Annotated in this window: 18 protein-coding genes, 1 tRNA gene and 1 pseudogene; 7 read left to right on the forward strand and 13 right to left on the reverse strand. The window is 72.5% G+C overall.

The window, feature by feature from the left end; all coding sequences use genetic code 11:
* Positions 1-22: 22 nt before the first annotated feature.
* Positions 23-526 carry a hypothetical protein gene (locus ACZ6ZI_RS28245; protein WP_469525271.1) on the forward strand — a complete coding sequence of 168 codons (504 nt, stop codon included), beginning with the start codon at positions 23-25 and terminating at the stop codon, positions 524-526.
* Between the two features lie 126 nt (positions 527-652).
* Here the strand turns inward: ACZ6ZI_RS28245 and ACZ6ZI_RS28250 are convergent.
* Positions 653-734: transfer RNA gene (locus ACZ6ZI_RS28250), tRNA-Tyr, on the reverse strand.
* Between the two features lie 201 nt (positions 735-935).
* Here ACZ6ZI_RS28250 and ACZ6ZI_RS28255 point away from each other — a divergent pair.
* On the forward strand, positions 936-1,424 hold the full coding sequence (locus ACZ6ZI_RS28255; protein WP_363060060.1) for a YajQ family cyclic di-GMP-binding protein: 489 nt from the start codon (positions 936-938) through the stop codon (positions 1,422-1,424).
* A 206-nt stretch (positions 1,425-1,630) separates the two neighbouring features.
* Here the strand turns inward: ACZ6ZI_RS28255 and ACZ6ZI_RS28260 are convergent, their stop codons facing one another.
* From ACZ6ZI_RS28260 to ACZ6ZI_RS28315, 12 genes are all read right to left on the reverse strand, one after another.
* On the reverse strand, positions 1,631-2,023 hold the full coding sequence (locus ACZ6ZI_RS28260; RefSeq protein WP_363060058.1) for a YccF domain-containing protein: 393 nt from the start codon (positions 2,021-2,023) through the stop codon (positions 1,631-1,633).
* A complete protein-coding gene (gene htpX / locus ACZ6ZI_RS28265) occupies positions 2,020-2,883 on the reverse strand; it encodes a zinc metalloprotease HtpX (protein ID WP_363060056.1) in 864 nt (287 codons plus the stop codon). The genes ACZ6ZI_RS28260 and htpX overlap by 4 nt, the downstream gene beginning before the upstream one ends.
* 285 nt (positions 2,884-3,168) lie before the next feature.
* Positions 3,169-4,725, reverse strand: a complete 1,557-nt coding sequence (locus ACZ6ZI_RS28270) for an NADH-quinone oxidoreductase subunit N (RefSeq protein ID WP_469525274.1) — start codon at positions 4,723-4,725, stop codon at positions 3,169-3,171.
* Positions 4,722-6,275: a complex I subunit 4 family protein gene (locus ACZ6ZI_RS28275; protein WP_469525313.1), complete on the reverse strand. Its 1,554-nt coding sequence runs from the start codon at positions 6,273-6,275 to the stop codon at positions 4,722-4,724. Before ACZ6ZI_RS28275 ends, ACZ6ZI_RS28270 begins: the two co-directional genes overlap by 4 nt.
* A gap of 38 nt (positions 6,276-6,313) precedes the next feature.
* Positions 6,314-8,329, reverse strand: coding sequence for an NADH-quinone oxidoreductase subunit 5 family protein (locus ACZ6ZI_RS28280; RefSeq protein WP_469525277.1), 2,016 nt, complete (start codon positions 8,327-8,329; stop codon positions 6,314-6,316).
* The gene (gene nuoK / locus ACZ6ZI_RS28285; protein ID WP_363060050.1) at positions 8,326-8,676 is read right to left on the reverse strand and encodes an NADH-quinone oxidoreductase subunit NuoK; all 351 of its coding nucleotides are present in this window, start codon (positions 8,674-8,676) and stop codon (positions 8,326-8,328) included. Before nuoK ends, ACZ6ZI_RS28280 begins: the two co-directional genes overlap by 4 nt.
* A complete protein-coding gene (locus ACZ6ZI_RS28290) occupies positions 8,676-9,290 on the reverse strand; it encodes an NADH-quinone oxidoreductase subunit J family protein (protein WP_363060048.1) in 615 nt (204 codons plus the stop codon). The genes nuoK and ACZ6ZI_RS28290 overlap by 1 nt, the downstream gene beginning before the upstream one ends.
* Positions 9,290-9,892 (reverse strand): NuoI/complex I 23 kDa subunit family protein, encoded by a 603-nt coding sequence (locus ACZ6ZI_RS28295; protein ID WP_469525280.1) that lies wholly within the window; start codon positions 9,890-9,892, stop codon positions 9,290-9,292. Before ACZ6ZI_RS28295 ends, ACZ6ZI_RS28290 begins: the two co-directional genes overlap by 1 nt.
* Entirely contained in the window at positions 9,892-10,860 is a 969-nt protein-coding gene (locus tag ACZ6ZI_RS28300; RefSeq protein ID WP_363060044.1) for a complex I subunit 1/NuoH family protein, read from the reverse strand. Before ACZ6ZI_RS28300 ends, ACZ6ZI_RS28295 begins: the two co-directional genes overlap by 1 nt.
* Positions 10,857-12,047 carry an NADH-quinone oxidoreductase subunit C gene (locus ACZ6ZI_RS28305; protein ID WP_469525284.1) on the reverse strand — a complete coding sequence of 397 codons (1,191 nt, stop codon included), beginning with the start codon at positions 12,045-12,047 and terminating at the stop codon, positions 10,857-10,859. The genes ACZ6ZI_RS28300 and ACZ6ZI_RS28305 overlap by 4 nt, the downstream gene beginning before the upstream one ends.
* A complete protein-coding gene (locus ACZ6ZI_RS28310; RefSeq protein WP_469525287.1) occupies positions 12,044-12,673 on the reverse strand; it encodes an NADH-quinone oxidoreductase subunit B in 630 nt (209 codons plus the stop codon). Before ACZ6ZI_RS28310 ends, ACZ6ZI_RS28305 begins: the two co-directional genes overlap by 4 nt.
* On the reverse strand, positions 12,664-13,071 hold the full coding sequence (locus ACZ6ZI_RS28315) for an NADH-quinone oxidoreductase subunit A (RefSeq protein WP_363060038.1): 408 nt from the start codon (positions 13,069-13,071) through the stop codon (positions 12,664-12,666). The genes ACZ6ZI_RS28310 and ACZ6ZI_RS28315 overlap by 10 nt, the downstream gene beginning before the upstream one ends.
* Positions 13,072-13,241: 170 nt before the next feature.
* Between ACZ6ZI_RS28315 and ACZ6ZI_RS28320 the strand changes: the two genes are divergently transcribed.
* From ACZ6ZI_RS28320 to ACZ6ZI_RS28340, 5 genes and pseudogenes are all read left to right on the forward strand, one after another.
* Complete coding sequence (locus ACZ6ZI_RS28320; RefSeq protein ID WP_469525289.1) at positions 13,242-14,402, forward strand: sensor histidine kinase; 1,161 nt, start codon at positions 13,242-13,244, stop codon at positions 14,400-14,402.
* A 211-nt stretch (positions 14,403-14,613) separates the two neighbouring features.
* Positions 14,614-15,903, forward strand: a complete 1,290-nt coding sequence (locus ACZ6ZI_RS28325; protein ID WP_469525291.1) for a sensor histidine kinase — start codon at positions 14,614-14,616, stop codon at positions 15,901-15,903.
* A gap of 202 nt (positions 15,904-16,105) precedes the next feature.
* Entirely contained in the window at positions 16,106-16,765 is a 660-nt protein-coding gene (locus ACZ6ZI_RS28330) for a response regulator transcription factor (RefSeq protein ID WP_363060217.1), read from the forward strand.
* Between the two features lie 226 nt (positions 16,766-16,991).
* The gene (locus ACZ6ZI_RS28335) at positions 16,992-18,938 is read left to right on the forward strand and encodes a 2-oxoacid:acceptor oxidoreductase subunit alpha (protein WP_469525292.1); all 1,947 of its coding nucleotides are present in this window, start codon (positions 16,992-16,994) and stop codon (positions 18,936-18,938) included.
* Positions 18,931-19,067 (forward strand): annotated as a pseudogene (locus ACZ6ZI_RS28340) (2-oxoacid:ferredoxin oxidoreductase subunit beta); the annotation flags it as partial. The gene ACZ6ZI_RS28335 and the pseudogene ACZ6ZI_RS28340, both read left to right, overlap by 8 nt.

Here is a 19,067-nt window from a genome sequence, read left to right on the forward strand (position 1 = left end):
TACGAAGGGGTGGGGGCGGGTCATGGGAGACGGAAACCGGCAGGTCGGCGCGGTGGAGGGCGGGCGGCTCGCGGCCCGCTGGTGGAAGTGGGCGCTGTCGGCGCCGCTCGACCAGAGCCCGGTGGCCGATACGACGGGCGCGCACGCGGGGTGGCGGCAGCCGGAGGACGTGTGGTTCCTCGCGGGCACCTACGGCGGGCGGGTGGTGCGGCGGTGCGGCATCCCGGCGGGCCGTCCGCTGTTCTTCCCGGTGCTGAACACGCAGCGTCCGGCCGTGCCGTTCGTGACGAAGCCGTGGCGGATGGAGGTGACCCGGGCGTCGGCGGCGCTGAACAGCTCTCCGCTGGACGTGGCCGAGTTCTCCTCGCCGCTGTTCGGGGCGGCGGGGATACCCCGGATCGCGTGGGGTCTGTGGTGCGTCGTGGAGCCCCTCCCGGCGGGCCAGTTCGTCCTGGAGATCGACGCCTCGGCCACGAACGGGTTCTGGGTGGACACGACCTACCACCTGACGGTCACCGCCCCGTAGCGTCCGGCTCGCGGCGCTCGCCCCGCGCAGGGGCGGGCGCGGCGGCGGACCCCTCGCGCGGGGGTCGGAAAACGAAGAAACCCCCGGTCATCGCGTTTCCGCAGATGAACGGGGGTTCCACTCGCGTGGCGGCGCCAGGGTTCGAACCTGGGTAGGCTGAGCCGGCAGATTTACAGTCTGCTCCCTTTGGCCACTCGGGCACACCGCCAAGAGACGCTGCCATTTTTTCCGCCTTGCGGCGGCGCTCCCTGGCAACGACGTAAACGATACCCGATGTGCGGGGGTGGTTCGCCACCGGATTGATCTGCGCCCCACGTGGGCGTGGTGGCTAGGCTTTGCGGAGCGGGCCGGGGATGTCCGGCCGCGCCCTCCGGGGCACACCACAGCCGACTTCAAGGAGCCACAGCACATGGCCGACTCCAGTTTCGACATCGTCTCGAAGGTCGAGCGGCAGGAGGTCGACAACGCCCTCAACCAGACCGCCAAGGAACTCTCGCAGCGCTACGACTTCAAGGGCACGGGCGCCACGATCGCCTGGTCCGGCGAGAAGATCCTCATGGAGGCCGTCTCCGAGGAGCGCGTCAAGGCGGTCCTCGACGTGTTCGAGACCAAGCTGGTCAAGCGCGGTATCTCGCTGAAGGCGCTCGACGCCGGCGAGCCCCAGCTGTCCGGCAAGGAGTACAAGATCTTCGCCTCCATCGAGGAGGGCATCTCCCAGGAGAACGCCAAGAAGGTCGCCAAGATCATCCGCGATGAGGGTCCCAAGGGCGTCAAGGCCCAGGTCCAGGGCGAGGAGCTGCGCGTCAGCTCCAAGAGCCGTGACGACCTCCAGGCCGTCCAGGCCCTCCTCAAGGGCAAGGAGCTGGACTTCGCGATCCAGTTCGTGAACTACCGCTGATCATCACGATCGCGTTCGTCGCCGTCTGACCCGAGGGGCACAACGGGGGCAGACCGCCGGGTTCGCCCGGCGGCCGCCCGCGTTGTGCCCTTCGGCGTCGACACCCGCCGGATCTGTGCGGTCGCGAACGCGCGGGGCGGGTGCTTGCCGGTGCAACGGGCGCCCCTCGGGGTGACCGCGGAGGGGCGACCGGGGCGTCCGGGGCCTCAGCGGGTGGCGAACGGGGCGTCCGTCGGGACGATCTCGCGGCCCAGGGGCAGCAGGGAGAGCGGCACCATCTTGAAGTTGGCGATGCCGAACGGGATGCCGATGATCGTGACGCAGAGCAGGACGCCCGTGACGACGTGGCCGATGGCCAGCCACCAGCCCGCGAGGATCAGCCACAGGACGTTGCCGACGCAGGAGCCGGCGCCCGCGTCGCGGCGCTCGACGGTGGTGTACCCGAAGGGCCACAGGGCGTAGACGGCGATGCGGAAGGCCGCGATGCCGAAGGGGATGCCGATGATGGTGATGCAGAGCAGGACGCCGGCCAGGCAGTAGCCGAGGAACAGCCAGATCCCGCTGAGCACGAGCCATATGACGTTGAGGATGGTTTTCACCGGCTGTGTCCTGCCATCTGTTCGAGCCGGGCGATGCGCTCGGCCATCGGGGGGTGGGTCGAGAACATCTTCGAGAGTCCGGCCCCGGGGCGGAAGGGGTTGGCGATCATCATGTGGCTCGCCGTCTCCAGGCGGGGCTCGGGGGGCAGCGGGAGCTGCTTGGTGCCCGCGTCGAGCTTGCGCAGGGCGCTGGCCAGGGCGAGGGGGTCGCCGGTGAGCTGGGCACCGGAGGCGTCCGCCTCGTACTCCCGGGAGCGGCTGATGGCGAGCTGGATCACGGAGGCGGCGATCGGGCCGAGGAGCATGATCAGCAGCATGCCGAGCAGGCCGGGGCCCTCGTCGTCGTTGGAGCGGCCGATGGGGATCAGCCAGGCGAAGTTCACCAGGAACATGATCACGGAGGCGAGGGCGCCGGCGACCGACGAGATCAGGATGTCGCGGTTGTAGACGTGGCTGAGCTCGTGGCCGATGACCCCGCGCAGCTCGCGCTCGTCGAGGATGCGCAGGATGCCCTCGGTGCAGCAGACCGCCGCGTTGCGCGGATTGCGGCCGGTCGCGAAGGCGTTGGGCGCCTCGGTCGGGGAGATGTAGAGGCGCGGCATGGGCCGGCGCGCGGAGGTGGAGAGCTCGCGCACCATCCGGTAGAGCTCGGGTGCCTCGAACTCGCTGACGGGGCGGGCGCGCATCGCGCGTAGAGCGAGCTTGTCGCTGTTCCAGTACGCGTACGCGTTCGTCCCGAGGGCGACCAGGACGGCGACGATGAGGCCCGTCCGTCCGAAGAAGCTTCCGATGACGATGATGAGTGCGGACATCCCGCCGAGGAGTACGGCGGTCTTCAGCCCGTTGTGCCGGCGGTGCACGGTACGCCCTCCAAGTGGTGCGGTGGGAGAACCCCGTGACGGATACCGGGGCCTTCGGTCCAGTGGACCCTCCCTTCCTGGTCAACGCGAGGTGGAGGTGTCTGGTTCCCGGCCGCCGGGGGCCGCCCCGGGGCCCCGGGGCGGCCCGGCGGGCCCCGGCGGGGCCGCTCGGGAGGGGCCGGCGCGGCGGCGGTGGCCGTTGGGCCGTTCGGGTGGGTACGCGCGAAGGCACCCGTACGCGTCCTCGTACGGGTGCCTTCGCGGACGGGCGGGGTGCGGGCGGCCCTACTGCGGGAAGAGGCTGCCGGCGGCGAAGCGCAGGACGAGCTGCGGGGCCCCCGAGAGGACCACGGCGGTCGCGGCGGTGACGGCGATGGCCACCACGACGGGGCGGGGCGCCCGGGCCGGGGCGGGGGCCTCCCGGTCGGCGGGCTCCGGCGCGTCCGCGTCCGGGTCCGGGCCGCGGAAGAGGAGCGCCGTCCAGCGCAGGTAGTAGTACAGGGCGACGACGACGTTGACGGCCATGACCACGGCGAGCCAGCCGAGGCCGGCGTCCACCGCGGAGCGGAAGACGGCGACCTTGGCGAAGAGGCCGACGATGCCCGGCGGCAGCCCGGCCAGGCACAGCAGGAAGAAGGCCAGGGACAGCGCGGCGAGGGGCCGCTCGGCGTACAGGCCGCGGTAGTCGGCGATGCGCTGGAGGGGCTTCGTACGGGCCACCAGGGCGGCCACGGCGAAGGCTCCGAGGTTCACGACGGCGTACATGAGGGCGTAGGCGACGGTCGCGCCGATCTGGTCGCGGTCGGAGTACGCGGCGGCGGCGATCGGGACCAGCAGGTAGCCGGCCTGGCCGACGGAGGACCAGGCGAGGAGGCGTACGGCGCCGTCGCGGCGGTCGGCGGACTGGCGCAGGGCGGCCGCGTTGCCGAGGGTCATGGTGAGCGCGGCGAGGACGGCCAGGGCGGGGCCCCAGATGTCGGAGTACGCCGGGAAGGCGATCACGGTGACGAGGACGAGGCCGGTGAAGCCGACGGCCTTGCCGATCACCGAGAGGTAAGCGGCGACGGGCAGCGGGGCGCCGACGTAGGTGTCCGGGACCCAGAAGTGGAAGGGCACGGCGGCGGTCTTGAAGGCGAAGCCGACGAGGGTGAGGGCGACGCCCGCCATGGCGAGGGTGTCGAGCTGTCCGGGGACCTCTTCGAGCCGGTCGGCGACCTGCGTCAGGTGCAGGGAGCCGGTGGCGGCGTAGACGAAGCTGACGCCGAGCAGGGACACGGCGGTCGCGGTGACCGAGGACAGGAAGAACTTGAGGGCGGCCTCGGAGGAGAGCCGGTCGCCGCGCCGCATGCCGACGAGGGCGAACGCGGGCAGGGAGGCGACCTCCAGGGCGACGATCAGGGTGGCGAGGTCGCGGGAGGCGGGCAGCAGGGCGGCGCCGGCGGCCGAGGACAGCAGCAGGAACCAGTACTCGCCGGCCGGCATCCGCGCGTCGCGGACGGCGGTGACCGACAGCAGGGCGGTGACCAGCGCGCCGGCCAGGACGAGGAACTGGACGACGAGCGCGAAGTGGTCGGCGGTGTAGCTGCACGCGGTCGGGTCGCCGGTGAGGCAGAACGTGGTGCGCTCGCCCGTGCGCAGCGGCAGCAGCAGGGCGGTCGCGGCGGCCAGTCCGGCCACCGACACCCAGCCGAGGAGGCGCTTGCGCGGCTCGGGCAGGAACAGGTCCGCGACGAGCACGACCAGGGCGACGGCGGCGGTGACGACCACGGGCGCGATGGCGAGCCAGTCGACGGACTGCACGAGGTTCGGGGCCGAGGGCGCCGCGACGGTGAGGGCCGTCATGAGTTGCCTCCTGCGAGGAGCTTCTGGACGGCCGGGTCGGTGAGGCCGAGGAGGACCGCGGGCCACAGGCCGGCGAGGACGGTGAGGGCGACGAGGGGGGTCCAGGCGGCGAACTCGTAGCGCTGGACGTCGGCGAGGGAGACCTCGGGGCCCGCCTTCGGGTCGCCCATGCAGACGCGCCGTACGACGATCAGCAGGTAGGCGGCGGTGAGCAGGGTGCCGAACGCGCCGACGGCCATGTACGTGAGGAACGCGGGCCGGGAGAGGCCCTCGGCCGGGTCGAACGCGCCGAACAGCGCCAGCATCTCGCCCCAGAACCCGGCGAGGCCGGGCAGGCCGAGGGAGGCGACTGCGGCGAAGGCGAGGAGGGCGCCGAGGCGGGGGGCGCGGCCGTAGAGGGCGGCGCCGGTCGCTCCGGCGAGGGTGTCGAGGTCGCTGCTGCCGTAGCGGTCCTTGAGGGCGCCGACCAGGAAGAAGAGGAGTCCGGTGATCAGGCCGTGGGCGATGTTCGCGAAGAGCGCGCCGTTGACCCCGGTGGGGGTCATGGTGGCGATGCCGAGCAGGACGAAGCCCATGTGGCCGACGGAGGAGTAGGCGATGAGCCGCTTGAGGTCGCCCTTGCCGCCCTTGCGGGTGAGGGCGAGGCAGGCGAAGGACCCGTAGACGATGCCGACGGCGGCGAAGGCCCCGAGGTAGGGGGCGAAGGTGTGCATGCCGTCGGGGGTGACGGGCAGCAGGATGCGGACGAAGCCGTAGGTGCCCATCTTCAGCATGACGCCCGCGAGGAGCACGGAGCCGACGGTGGGGGCGGCGGTGTGGGCGTCCGGCAGCCAGCTGTGCAGCGGCCACATCGGGGTCTTCACGGCGAGGCCGACGCCGATGGCGAGGACGGCCAGGAGCTGGGTGGTGTGGGACAGCCCGCGGCCGTTGTCGGCGGCGAGCGCCACCATGTCGAAGGTGCCGCCGTTCAGGCCGATGAGCAGCAGGCCGAGCAGCATGACCACGGAGCCGAGCAGCGTGTAGAGGATGAACCTCCAGGCGGCGGCCTGCCGCTGGGCACCGCCCCAGCGGGCGATGAGGAAGTACATCGGGATGAGGACCATCTCGAACGCGAGGAAGAACAGCATCAGGTCGAGGACGGCGAAGGTGGCGAGGGTGCCGGACTCCAGGACCAGGAGCAGGGCGACGAACGCCTTCGCGGAGGGGCCCTCGGGGAGCCTGAAGTAGCTGTAGAGCGCGCAGAGGAAGAACAGCAGCGCGGTCATCAGCAGCAGGGGTAGCGAGATGCCGTCGACGCCGAGGTGGATCCGGATGTCGAGCGCCGGGATCCAGCTGACGTCCGTCGTCGCCTGGAAGCGGGACGGGGCGTCGTGGTCGAAGCCGACGGTGAGGGCGACGGCCGCGGCGAGGATGACGCCGGTGACGGTCACGCCGTGGCGGAGCACCGCCTGTTCGGGGCTCTTGCCCTTGAGGCCGGGCGGGGCCGGCAGGAGGGCGGCGACGGCCCCGAGGAGGGGTGCGGCCACGACGAACGCCAGGAGGAACTGCATCACGGACGGGCTGATATCAATCACGGCTGACTCACGGCTCACGATCCGGCGTTGACGTTGGCGAATACGGCGGTGGCGATCGCCAGGACCACGGCGCCGGCGAGCAGGGCGCTCAGGTAGCTCTGCACGTTGCCGGTCTGGGCCCGGCGGACGAGACCGCCGAGCAGCCGGGGGCCGGCGCCCGCGCCGCGGACGTACGTCTCGACGACCTCGCGGTCGAGGAAGCGGACCAGTGCGGCGGCGGCCCGGGTGGGGCGGACGAACAGCCGGTCGTAGAGGGCGTCGACGTGGAAACCGGCGGCGGCGTGCCGGTGCAGGGGGCCCAGCAGGGCGAAGCCGGGGTCGGCGACGGGGCCGGTCGGGGCGGCGGGGTGCTCGTGCGTCACCTCGGCGACCTCCGGGGTCTCGGCGGCGGAGCGGGCGGCGGCCGCGGAGGCGGTGGCGCCGGTCTCGATGCCGGTCCCGGCGCGGGCGCCGGCGGCGGCCCGGACGGCGGCGCGCTGCCACAGGCCGTAGGTGAGGAGCACGCCGACGAGGGCGGCGCCGGTGCCGAGCAGCGAGGTGGTGACGGTCGGGGTGAGGGGCTCGCCGTCGAACCAGTCGGCGAGGGGGCCGGCGGCGAGGCCGAAGCCGAGCGTCGGGACGGCCAGGAGCCACAGCACGCCGGTCATGGCGAGGGGTTCGCGGCCGTGGTCGGGGGCGGCGGCGCCCCGGCCGCGGAAGGCCATGAGCCACAGCCGGGTGGCGTAGGCGGCGGTGAGCAGGGCCGCCAGGACGCCGGCGACGAGGACGGTCCAGCCGGCGGCGCCCGGGGCGAGGGCGGAGTGGCCGGCGGCGGCTTCCTCGGCGGCGACCAGGACGGCCTCCTTGGAGAAGAAGCCGGCGAAGGGCGGGATCGCGGCGAGCGCGAGCAGCGCGAGGGTCATCGTCCAGAAGGCGTCGGGGACGCGCTTGGCCAGGCCGTCCATGCGGGACATGGCGGCGAGGGAGTTCGTCCCGGCGGCGTGGATGATCACGCCCGCGCCGAGGAAGAGGAGCGCCTTGAAAGCGCCGTGGGACAGCAGGTGGAAGACGGCTGCGCCGCGGTCGGCGACGGCGAGCGCGCCGGTCATGTAGCCGAGCTGGCCGACGGTGGAGTAGGCGAGCACCCGCTTGACGTCGTCCTGCGCGAGGGCGGCGAGGCCGGAGCCGATCATCGTGACGGCGGCCATGACGGCCATGACGACGAGGGCGGCGCGCGAGGCCGCGAAGACCGGCAGGAGGCGGGCGATGAAGTAGACGCCGGCGGCGACCATCGTCGCCGCGTGGATGAGCGCGGAGACGGGGGTGGGGCCGGCCATGGCGTCGGGCAGCCAGGTGTGGAGCGGGAACTGCGCGGACTTGCCCGCGACGCCGGCCAGCAGCAGGAGCGCGATCAGCGTCGGGTGGTCGAGTCCGCCGGCGGCGACGGTGCCCAGGATCTCGGTGATCCGGAAGGAGCCGGCGTCGGCGGCGAGCGCGAAGAGTCCGATGAGGAAGGGGACGTCGCCGAGCTTGGTGACGAGGAAGGCCTTCAGGGAGGCGGAGCGGGCCGCTTCGGTCTCCCAGTAGTGGCCGACCAGGAAGTACGAGCAGATGCCCATGATCTCCCAGCCGACCAGCAGCACCATCAGGTCGCCGGAGTAGACGACGAGCAGCATGGCGGAGGTGAACAGGGAGACCAGCGCGGCGTAGGACGGGTAGCGCGGGTCCTCGCGGAGGTAGGCCGTCGAGTACAGCTGGACGCAGGTGGCGACCACGCCGACGAGGGCGGCGACGAGGACGGCGAAGCCGTCGATGTGGAAGGCCAGCTCGATGGGGACGGAGCCGGTCGGGGTCAGTTCGGTCGCGGCGTCGATGGCCGCGCCCCCGCCCTGGCGGACGGCGACGAGGACGGCGAGGACGGCGGCGGCCAGGACCGGCAGGACCGCCAGGGGGCGGACGAAGCCGGGCGCGGTGCGGCCGAGGAGCAGGCCGGCCACGGCACCGAGGAAGGGCAGCAGGGGGACGAGGACCGCGAGGGTCGTGGTGCTCACGCGGCGACCTCCGGCCGGGCAGTGGTCTGGTCGGGCTCGTGGCCCTCGGCGGTGTCGCGCAGGCGGTCGACGTCCGAGGTGCCCCGGTTGCGGTACACCATCAGCACGATGGCGAGGCCGATGCCGATCTCGGCGGCGGCGATGGCGATGGTGAAGAGGGTGAGGGCCTGGCCGGCGTGCAGGGTGTCGCGCAGCCAGACGTCGAAGGCCACCAGGTTGAGGTTGACGGCGTTGAGCATCAGCTCGACGGACATCAGGACCAGGATGGCGTTGCGGCGGGCCAGGACCCCGTAGAGGCCGGTGGCGAAGAGCAGGGCCGCCAGGACGGCGGGGTAGGCGAGGTGCATCAGCGCGGCCCCTTCAGGTCGCCGGAGCGGGCGGCGGCGTCGGCGGCGTCCTCGGCGGGGGTGTTCCTGCGGGAGAGCACGATGGCGCCGATCAGGGCCGCGAGGAGCAGCACGGACAGCGCCTCGAAGGGCAGCACCCAGTGCTGGAAGAGCATCTCGCCGGTGACCTTGGTGGAGCCCTGGGCGGGTCCGTCGAGGTCGATCCAGGTGGTGCGGAAGGCGTCGACGACGACCCAGACGAGCGACAGTCCGGCGACGACGGCCACGCCGAGGGCCACCCACCGGTTGCCGGAGTCGGCGTCCGGGGAGCGGCCGATGGGGGCCTTGGTGAGCATCAGTCCGAACAGGAGCAGGACGACCACGGAGCCCAGGTAGATCAGTACCTGGACCCATGCGATGAACTCGGCGGTCAGCAGCAGGTACTCGACGGCGATCCCGCCGAGCGCGACGACCAGCCACAGGGCGGCGTGCACGAGCTGCCGGGTGGTGACGGTGATGACGGCGGCGCCGAGGGTGGCGAGGCCGACGAGGAGGAAGGCGATCTCGACGCCGGTCGGGGAGAGGAATCCGGGACCGGTGCCCGCCGTCGCGGCGAGGTGGTGGACGGGGTGCATCAGGCGTCGTCTCCCGCCGGGGTGTCGCCGGCGGCACTCGCCCCGGTGTCGGCGGCGGCAGCGGCCGCTGCCGCCGCGGCGGCCGTCTCGGCCTTCTCCACGGCCTTGCGGGCGGCGGCGATCTCCTTGGGTTCCTCGGCGGCCGGGTCCAGGGCGGGCGGGGCCGGCACGGTCCACATCCACTCGCGCAGCTTGTCGCGCTCGTGGGTCAGCTCGTGGATGTCGGTCTCCGCGTACTCGAACTCCGGCGACCAGAAGAGGGCGTCGAAGGGGCACACCTCGATGCAGATGCCGCAGTACATGCAGAGGGAGAAGTCGATGGCGAAGCGGTCCAGCACGTTGCGGCTGCGTTCGCGACCGCCGGGGGTGGCGGCGGGCACCGTCTCCTTGTGGGAGTCGATGTAGATGCACCAGTCGGGGCACTCGCGGGCGCACAGCATGCAGACCGTGCAGTTCTCCTCGAACAGGCCGATGACCCCGCGGGTGCGGGGCGGGAGCTCGGGCTGCACCTCGGGGTACTGGGCGGTGTGGGCCCGCCGGGTCATGGTGCGCAGGGTGACGGCCAGGCCCTTGGCCAGGCCGGAACCAGGGATCGGGGGCATTACTGGATCGCCACCTTCACGATGCCGGTCAGCGCGATCTGGGCGAGCGCGAGGGGGATGAGTACGGTCCAGGCGAGCTTCTGGAGCTGGTCCTCGCGCAGGCGGGGGTAGCTCACGCGCAGCCAGATGACCACGAAGGCCAGGACCGCGATCTTCAGGAGGGTCCAGACCCAGGCGAGGTCGTCACCGCCGAAGGGTCCGTGCCAGCCGCCGAGGAACAGGACGGTGGTCAGGGCGCACAGGACGACGATGCCGGCGTACTCGGCGAGCAGGAACAGCGCGAAGCGCAGGCCGGTGTACTCGGTGTACGCGCCGAAGATGATCTCGGAGTCGGCGACGGGCATGTCGAAGGGGGGCCGCTGCAGCTCGGCGAGGCCCGCGGTGAAGAAGACCAGCGCGCCGACGATCTGCCAGGGCAGCCACCACCACTCGAACGCCTCGACGATGCCGGGCAGGGACACGGTCCCGGCGGCCATCGCCACGGAGGCCGCGGTGAGCAGCATCGGAAGCTCGTAGGCGAGCAGCTGGGCGGCCGTGCGCAGGCCGCCGAGCAGGGAGAACTTGTTCGCGGAGGCCCAGCCGCCCATGAGGCTGCCGAGGACGCCGACGCCCATGACGGCGAGCGCGAAGAACAGACCGGCGTCGATGACCTGGCCGACGGCTCCCTCGCCCGGGCCGATGGGGATGGCGAGGAGGACGAGGAGGTAGGGCAGGAGCGCGACGGCGGGGGCGAGCTGGAAGATGCGCCGGTCGGCCTCGGCCGGGACGATGTCCTCCTTCTGCGCGAACTTCACGCCGTCCGCGACGAGCTGGGCCCAGCCGTGGAAGCCGCCCGCGTACATGGGGCCGAGGCGGCCCTGCATGTGCGCCATCACCTTGTGCTCGGCCTGCCCGACGACGAGCGGGAACACGAGGAAGACGGCGAAGACGACGATCAGTCGCAGGGCGACGTCGAGGACGTCGTTCACGCGTCGCCTCCGGTGGTGTTGGGGTCGGTCTTCGGGTCGGTCTCGGTGTCGGGCGCCGGGGCGGCCTTCGGCTCGGGCTCCGGCCCGGGCACCGGCTTCGGCTCGGGCTCCGGCTTCGGCTCGCTTCCGGCGTCGGGCCCGGGTGTCGGGTCCGGGGGCGCGGCCGCGGCCTCCTCGAAGGCGGGGGTCGGGTTGTGCCAGGGCGCGTCGGCGCTGCGCGGCGCGGTCCGTCGGGGCGCGGGCGCCTCGGGCCCGCCGGCCGGGTCCGCCGGAGCGGTCGGCTCCGTCGGCTCCGTCGGCTGCGTCGGGGTCGCGGGGGGCGCGGCCTGACTGGCCGAGCCCTCGGAGGCCGACCGGCTGCGCCGCACCGGACGCGCCGGGGCCTCGCCGGCGGGGGCCGCGCCCTCGGCCGGGGCCGCGGCGGCCTGACTGGCCGAGCCCTCCGACACCGACCGGCTGCGGCGCACCGGACGCGCCGGGGCCTCGCCGGCCGCACCGCCCGCCGCCGCGTCGGGGCGGGGGCGTCGGGCCGGGCGTTCACCGGCCGCGGCTCCCGCTGCTCCCGCGGCGGCCCGCGGGGTGCGGGCCGGGCGGGCGGGGGCCGGCGGGAGCTGGCCCTTGAGGGGGCCCCAGTCGTTCGGGTCCGGTACGCCCGGCGGCAGCATCTGCCGGCGCTTGGGGGCGTCGGGGTCGTGCGCCTCGCCCGGCTCCTTGGCGCCGGGCCAGGCCTTGGCGACGCGGGCGGCGAGGACGAAGTCCTTGCGCAGCGGGTGCCCCTCGAAGTTCTCGGGGAGCAGCAGGGGGACGAGGTTCGGGTGGTCGGTGAAGGTCACGCCGAACATCTCGAAGGTCTCCCGCTCGTGCCACTCGGCCCCCGCGTACACGCAGACGGCGGACGGCAGGGAGGGGGCGGCGTGCGGGACGGTGGTGCGCAGCAGGAGGCGGCGTACGCGCCGGTTCTCCAGGGCGACGACGTGCGCGCAGATCCGGAATCCGGTGCCGGGCTCGTCGACGGCGCTGAGCCAGTCGAAGTAGGTGCAGCCCAGCTTGTCGCGGGCGATCTCCAGCGCGGGGATCCAGGAGCCGACGGGGACGTCGACCGTCAGGACGTCGTACGCGAAGCTGCCGACGGCTTCGGCTCCGAAGACCGTCGGCGCCCCGTCGGGGAGGGTGTCGTAGAGGTTCACGCGCCGGCTCCCGGGAGGGCGGCCGGGGGTGCGACAAGACCGCTGGTGAGCTGGGAAACGGAAGGCGTGGCCGCGTACCGCTCCGCGAGGGACTCTCGAGCGATCTTCTCCTGCAGTTTGAGGATTCCCTGGAGGAGGGCCTCGGGGCGCGGCGGGCAGCCGGGCACGTAGACGTCCACGGGGATGATCTGGTCGACGCCCTTGGTGACCGAGTACGAGTCCCAGTAGGGGCCGCCGCAGTTCGAGCAGGCGCCGAAGGAGATGACGTACTTCGGCTCGGGCATCTGCTCGTAGAGCCGCTTGACGGCCGGGGCCATCTTGTCCGTCACCGTGCCCGAGACGATCATCAGGTCGGCCTGGCGCGGTCCCGGCGCGAAGGGGATCACGCCGAGGCGGATGAAGTCGTGCCGGGCCATGGAGGCGGCGATGAACTCGATCGCGCAGCAGGCGAGCCCGAAGTTGAAGACCCACAGGCTGTAGCGGCGGCCCCAGTTCAGGACCACCTTCATCGGCTCGGGGGCGAGCCGCGAGAGCACTCCCAGGCGCTTGGGTTCGGGGAGGAGCACGGGCTGCGCGGCTGCCGCGGCGGGCTGCGCCGTCGCCGCGGACTGCGGTGTCACGTCCATTCGAGGACGCCCTTCTTGTACGCGTAGAGCAGGCCGACGGCCAGGAACCCGAGGAAGACGAACATCTCCACGAGGGTCGTGGCGCCGTAACCGGCGGCGGCGAACACCGTCGCCCACGGGAAGAGGAAGATCGAGTCGACGGCGAAGATGACGTAGAGGAAGGCGTACACGTAGTAGCGGACCTGGGTGTGCGCCCAGCCCTCGCCCACGGGGTCCACGCCGCATTCGTACGTCAGCAGCTTCTCGGGGGTCGGCACGACGGGCCGCAGCAGACGGCCGGCGCCGAAGGCCACGGCGACGAAGAGCACGCCGAGGACCGCGAGCAGGCCGACGACCGAATAGCTCCGGAAGTAGTCCGCGGCGATCACGGTCACGGTCGATACCGTTGGGTCGGACACGTCCGTTCCTCGCTCCTCGGCCACTGTCGACGATCGGGGTCGATCGGGTTGGTTGATCCGGTACGGACGGGAGTCTAGGGCCTGGTCCGCACGGGGTGGGGTTATCCCCCGTTCACTGGCGCCTGGCCACCCCATGGCATCGCCGGAGCGGAATTGGCAGGCTGGGCCGCATGACCGTGAACGATCAAGCCGATGCCCCTCCTCCCGTGCGACCCGTGCTCGACCGGGCCACGTGGAAGGAGATCGCCCACCTCTTCGGCAATCTGCCGGAGGCGGTGATCGGTTTTGTTTACACCATCTTCATGCTGGCGACCGCCGGAGGCCTGTCCGTGACCGCGGTCGGGCTGCCCCTGCTCGCCTGTGGTCTGTGGGGTTCGCGGCAGTTCGGCCGGCTGGCCCGCGCCCGCGCCCGGACACTGCTGGGACTGCGGGTGGCGGAGCCCTCGCCGCTGCCCGGGCCGGGCCGGGCCGGGGGGTTCTTCCCCTGGCTGTGGACGTGTCTGAAGGACCCGGTGGCCTGGCGGACGGTGCTGTACGGCGTGGTCCGGCTGCCCTGGGGGGTGCTGACCTTCACCGTCACGTTGACGAGCCTGTTCGTGCTGTGGCCCGTACTGCCCTACGTGGTGCGCGGGCTCGCGAACCTCGACCGGGCGATGGTGCGGGGCCTGCTGTTCCCCTCGGACGAGCTGGAGCGGCGGATCGCCGAGCTGGAGTCGGGGCGCGGGGTGGTCGTGGACACGGCCGCCGCCGACCTGCGGCGCATCGAGCGGGACCTGCACGACGGGGCCCAGGCCCGGCTGGTGGCGCTCGCGATGGGGCTGGGTCTCGCGAAGGAGAAGCTGCTGGAGGACCCGGAGGGGGCGGCGGCCATGGTGGACGAGGCCCACGGCGAGGTGAAGCTCGCCCTGCGGGAGCTGCGGGACCTGGCGCGCGGCATCCACCCGGCGGTCCTCACCGACCGGGGGCTGGACGCGGCCCTGTCCTCGGTGGCCTCGCGGTGCCTGGTGCCGGTGAAGGTGTCGGTGGACCTGCCGGCCCGGCCGGCGGAGGCCATCGAGGGAATCGCCTACTTCGTGGTGTCGGAGCTGCTCCAGAACGTCAGCAAGCACGCGGGGGCGCGCGGCGCGACGGTCGAGGTGTGGCGGTCGGGGCGGCGGATCCTGCTGCGGGTCGGCGACGACGGCCGGGGCGGGGCCCTGCTGTCCGGCGGTACGGGACTGGCGGGGCTGGCGGAGCGGCTGCGGGCGGTGGACGGGGTGCTCACGGTGGACTCCCCGGAGGGGGAGGGCACGGTCGTGTCGGCGGAGCTGCCGTGGCGCGACCGCGCGTAGGCGGTCGCTGCGCGGCGGGCAGCGGGCGCGGGCGGGGCCGGGCGGGGGCCCGGCGCGGTCGGTGCCGGGCGGGCGCCGGTCAGGCCCCGGGTGCGGGCGGGGGGGTGGGGTTAACCCCCGGGCGCGCAGACCGACCCGCCGCATGGTGGCGGCGTAGGGACGGGCGGCAGGGTGGTGGCGTAGGGACGGACGCGAAGGGCGGGTCGGGATCATGGGTGAGAGCAAGGGGATCACGTCGGTGCTGCGGGCACCCGTGGCGGCGCGGACCTGGCGGGAGTTCGGCTACCTGCTGATCGGCCTGCCGCTGAGCGGGGTCTACTTCTGCCTCGCCGTGACCGGGGTGAGCCTGGGCGCCGGGCTGCTGATCACCTTCGTCGGGGTGCCGGTGCTGTTCGGAGTACTGGCGATGTGCCGGGGCTTCGGGCACGTGGAGCGGGCCCGGACGCGGAGCCTGCTGGGGGCGGCGGTGGCGACACCGGCACCGGTCGGGGCCGGGAAGTCGGGGGCGATGGCCACGATGGGCGCGATGCTCCGGAGCGGGAGCGCCTGGCGGCACGTGCTGTACTCGGTGGTCCACTTCCCGTGGGCGGTGTTCACCTTCTCGCTGGCCCTGACCCTGTGGGCCACCGGGTGGGCGAGCCTGCTGTACCCGCTGTACTTCTGGGTCTTCCCGGCCTTCACGAACCAGCCGGGCCTCCAGCTGTTCCAGAACGGCGACTACTCCTTCTACCTGGACGCCCCGCTGAGCATCGCCGGGACCTGTCTGCTGGGCGCCGCCCTCACGCTCGTCACCCCGTGGGTGATCCGTGCGCTGACCTCGGTGGACCGACTGCTGGTGACCTCGCTGCTGGGGCCGTCGCGGCTGGACAGCCGGGTGCGGGAGCTGGAGTCCGACCGGGGCGTGGTCGTGGACACGGCCGCCGCCGACCTGCGGCGCATCGAGCGGGACCTGCACGACGGGGCCCAGGCCCGGCTGGTGGCGCTGGCCATGGACCTGGGGTTGGCGAAGGAGAAGATGACGGAGGACCCGCGGGCCGCCTCCCGGATGGTGGACGAGGCGCACGGCGAGGTGAAGCTCGCCCTGCGGGAGCTGCGGGACCTGGCGCGCGGCATCCACCCGGCGGTCCTCACCGACCGGGGGCTGGACGCGGCCCTGTCCTCGGTGGCCTCGCGGTGCGTCGTTCCGGTGAAGGTGTCGGTGGACCTGCCGGCCAGGCCGGCGGCCGCGATCGAGGGGATCGCCTACTTCACCGTCTCGGAACTGCTCCAGAACGTCAGCAAGCACGCCCGGGCCCGGACCGCGAGCGTGGACGTGTGGCGCTCCGGCGGGCGGCTGCTGATCCAGGTCGCCGACGACGGCAGGGGCGGGGCCGATCCGGCCGGCGGCAGCGGTCTGGCGGGGCTGACGGAGCGGCTGGACGCGGTCGACGGCGTCCTGCTGGTGGACTCCCCCGCCGGCGCGGGCACGCTGGTGACGGCCGAGCTGCCCTGGCGCGACTGACCTCCGGCGGGGCCGCCGCGCCCCGAAAAGCGCCCCGACGCTCCTCGGACATCCGAAACTCGCTCCGACCACCCACGTGTTGGCCGGGACTGCGCCTCCAGCGCGCGTCGAGCTGGGATGCTTGGCTCTGCCAGGCACGACCCGCCGCCGAGCGGGTCGCGCACGACGAGTGGACGGGGAGCTGCTGAACGTGGAAGACAGGGTGCGGGTGGTCATCGCCGAGGACTCGGTGTTGCTCCGTGAGGGCCTGACCCGGCTGCTGACCGACCGGGGGCATGACGTCGTGGCGGGCGTCGGGGACGCGGAAGCCCTGATCAAGACGGTGGCGGACCTGGCGGCGGAGGACCTGCTGCCCGACGTGGTGGTGGCCGACGTACGGATGCCCCCGACGCACACGGACGAGGGCGTACGGGCGGCCGTCCGGCTGCGGCGCGATCACCCCGGCATAGGCGTGCTCGTGCTGTCGCAGTACGTGGAAGAGCAGTACGCCACCGAACTGCTGGCCGGATCCACCACCGGGGTGGGGTATCTGCTGAAGGACCGCGTGGCCGAGGTCCGAGAGTTCCTGGACGCCGTGGTGCGCGTGGCGCGGGGCGGTACGGCGCTGGACCCGGAGGTCGTGGCGCAGCTGCTCGGGCGCAGCCGGAAGCAGGACGTGCTGGCCGGTCTGACGCCGCGCGAGCGCGAGGTGCTGGGCCTGATGGCCGAGGGGCGCACGAACTCGGCGGTGGCCAAGCAGCTCGTGGTGAGCGACGGGGCGGTGGAGAAGCACGTCAGCAACATCTTCATGAAGCTGGGGCTGTCCCCGAGTGACGGGGATCACCGGCGTGTACTGGCGGTCCTCACCTATCTGAAGTCCTGATCGACTGACACTCTGTCAGGTAGGGCCCGTCGGGCAAGGCGCGGTGGTCACCTTCGGGGTGACCACCGGGGGGTTTGGAAGTTTCCGTGTAGAGCACGACGTCTGTCGGACAGACCGCCCCTTGGACGGGCGGTCCAGAATGCGGGCGGCCCAGGGACGAACATCCTCGCGGACGTAGGGTTGGCCTTGGGAACGAGCGCCCACGCCTCGAAGGAGGTCCAGTTCAGTGACCAGCCAGGTCAGTACTCCGGCCGAGCAGGCCGATGGGGCCGGAGGGTCCATCGGCGAGCAGCGCACCGCGCCCCAGCCGGGTGGAGCCGACAAGGAAATCCGCCGCGTCGACCGCGTGATCATCCGTTTCGCGGGTGACTCGGGTGACGGCATGCAGCTGACGGGTGACCGTTTCACCTCGGAGACGGCGTCCTTCGGCAACGACCTCTCGACGCTCCCGAACTTCCCCGCCGAGATCCGCGCCCCCGCCGGAACCCTGCCGGGCGTGTCCTCGTTCCAGCTGCACTTCGCCGACCACGACATCCTCACCCCCGGCGACGCGCCGAACGTGCTGGTGGCGATGAACCCGGCCGCCCTGAAGGCCAACATCGCCGACGTCCCGCGCGGCGCGGAGATCATCGTCAACACCGACGAGTTCACCAAGCGCCCCATGGCCAAGGTCGGCTACGCCACCTCGCCCCTGGAAGACGGGTCGCTGGACGCCTACAACCTGCACCCGGTCCCGCTGACCACCCTCACGGTGGAGGCGCTGAAGGACTTCGGGCTCTCCCGCAAGGAGGCCGAGCGCAGCAAGAACATGTTCGCGCTGGGGCTCCTGAGCTGGATGTACCACCGTCCGACGGAGGGTACGGAGAGCTTCCTGCGGCAGAAGTTCGCGAAGAAGCCCGACATCGCGGAGGCGAACATCGTCGCCTTCCGCGCCGGCTGGAACTTCGGCGAGACCACCGAGGACTTCGCCGTCTCCTACGAGGTCGCCCCGGCCACCCGGGCCTTCCCCACCGGCACCTACCGCAACATCTCGGGGAACCTGGCCCTGTCCTACGGTCTGATCGCCGCGGCCCGGCAGGCGGACCTGCCGCTCTACCTGGGCTCGTACCCGATCACCCCGGCCTCGGACATCCTGCACGAGCTGAGCCGGCACAAGAACTTCGGCGTACGGACCTTCCAGGCCGAGGACGAGATCGCCGGGATCGGCGCCGCCCTGGGAGCCGCCTTCGGCGGCGCCCTCGCCGTGACCACCACCTCGGGGCCCGGTGTGGCCCTGAAGTCCGAGACCATCGGCCTGGCCGTCTCCCTGGAGCTGCCGCTGCTGATCGTCGACATCCAGCGCGGCGGCCCCTCCACCGGCCTGCCCACCAAGACCGAGCAGGCCGACCTCCTCCAGGCCATGTACGGCCGCAACGGAGAGGCCCCCGTCCCGATCGTGGCACCGAAGACGGCGGCCGACTGCTTCGACGCCGCCCTCGACGCGGCCCGGATCGCCCTGACCTACCGGACCCCGGTCTTCCTGCTCTCCGACGGCTACCTCGCCAACGGTTCCGAGCCCTGGCGCATCCCGGACGTGGAGGACCTGCCGGACCTCAAGGTGCAGTTCGCCTCGGGTCCCAACCACACGCTGGCCGACGGCACCGAGGTGTTCTGGCCCTACAAGCGGGACGCTCAGACCCTGGCCCGTCCGTGGGCGGTGCCCGGCACCCCCGGCCTCGAACACCGCATCGGCGGCATCGAGAAGCAGGACGGCACCGGAAACATCTCCTACGACCCCGCCAACCACGACTTCATGGTCCGCACCCGCCAGGCCAAGATCGACGGCATCGAGGTCCCCGACCTCCAGGTCGACGACCCCGACGGCGCCCGCACCCTGGTCCTGGGGTGGGGATCGACCTACGGCCCGATCACCGCGGCGGTCCGCCGGCTGCGCGCGGCGGGGGAGGCCATCGCCCAGGCCCACCTGCGCCACCTCAACCCCTTCCCGAGGAATCTGGGGGAGGTCCTGGAGCGTTACGACAAGGTAGTGGTGCCCGAGATGAACCTCGGACAGCTCGCCACCTTGATCCGGGCGAAGTACCTGGTCGACGCGCGGTCGTACAACCAGGTGAACGGCATGCCCTTCAAGGCGGAGCAGCTCGCGACGGTTCTCAAGGAGGCCATCAATGACTGAGGTGACGGACGCTCCCACCCTGCTGTCCCTGGTCCCCAAGGCCGAGGCGAAGCAGTCCATGAAGGACTTCAAGTCGGACCAGGAGGTCCGCTGGTGCCCGGGCTGCGGTGACTACGCCGTCCTGGCCGC

The sequence above is a fragment of the Streptomyces sp. NPDC103540 genome (assembly GCF_055584445.1).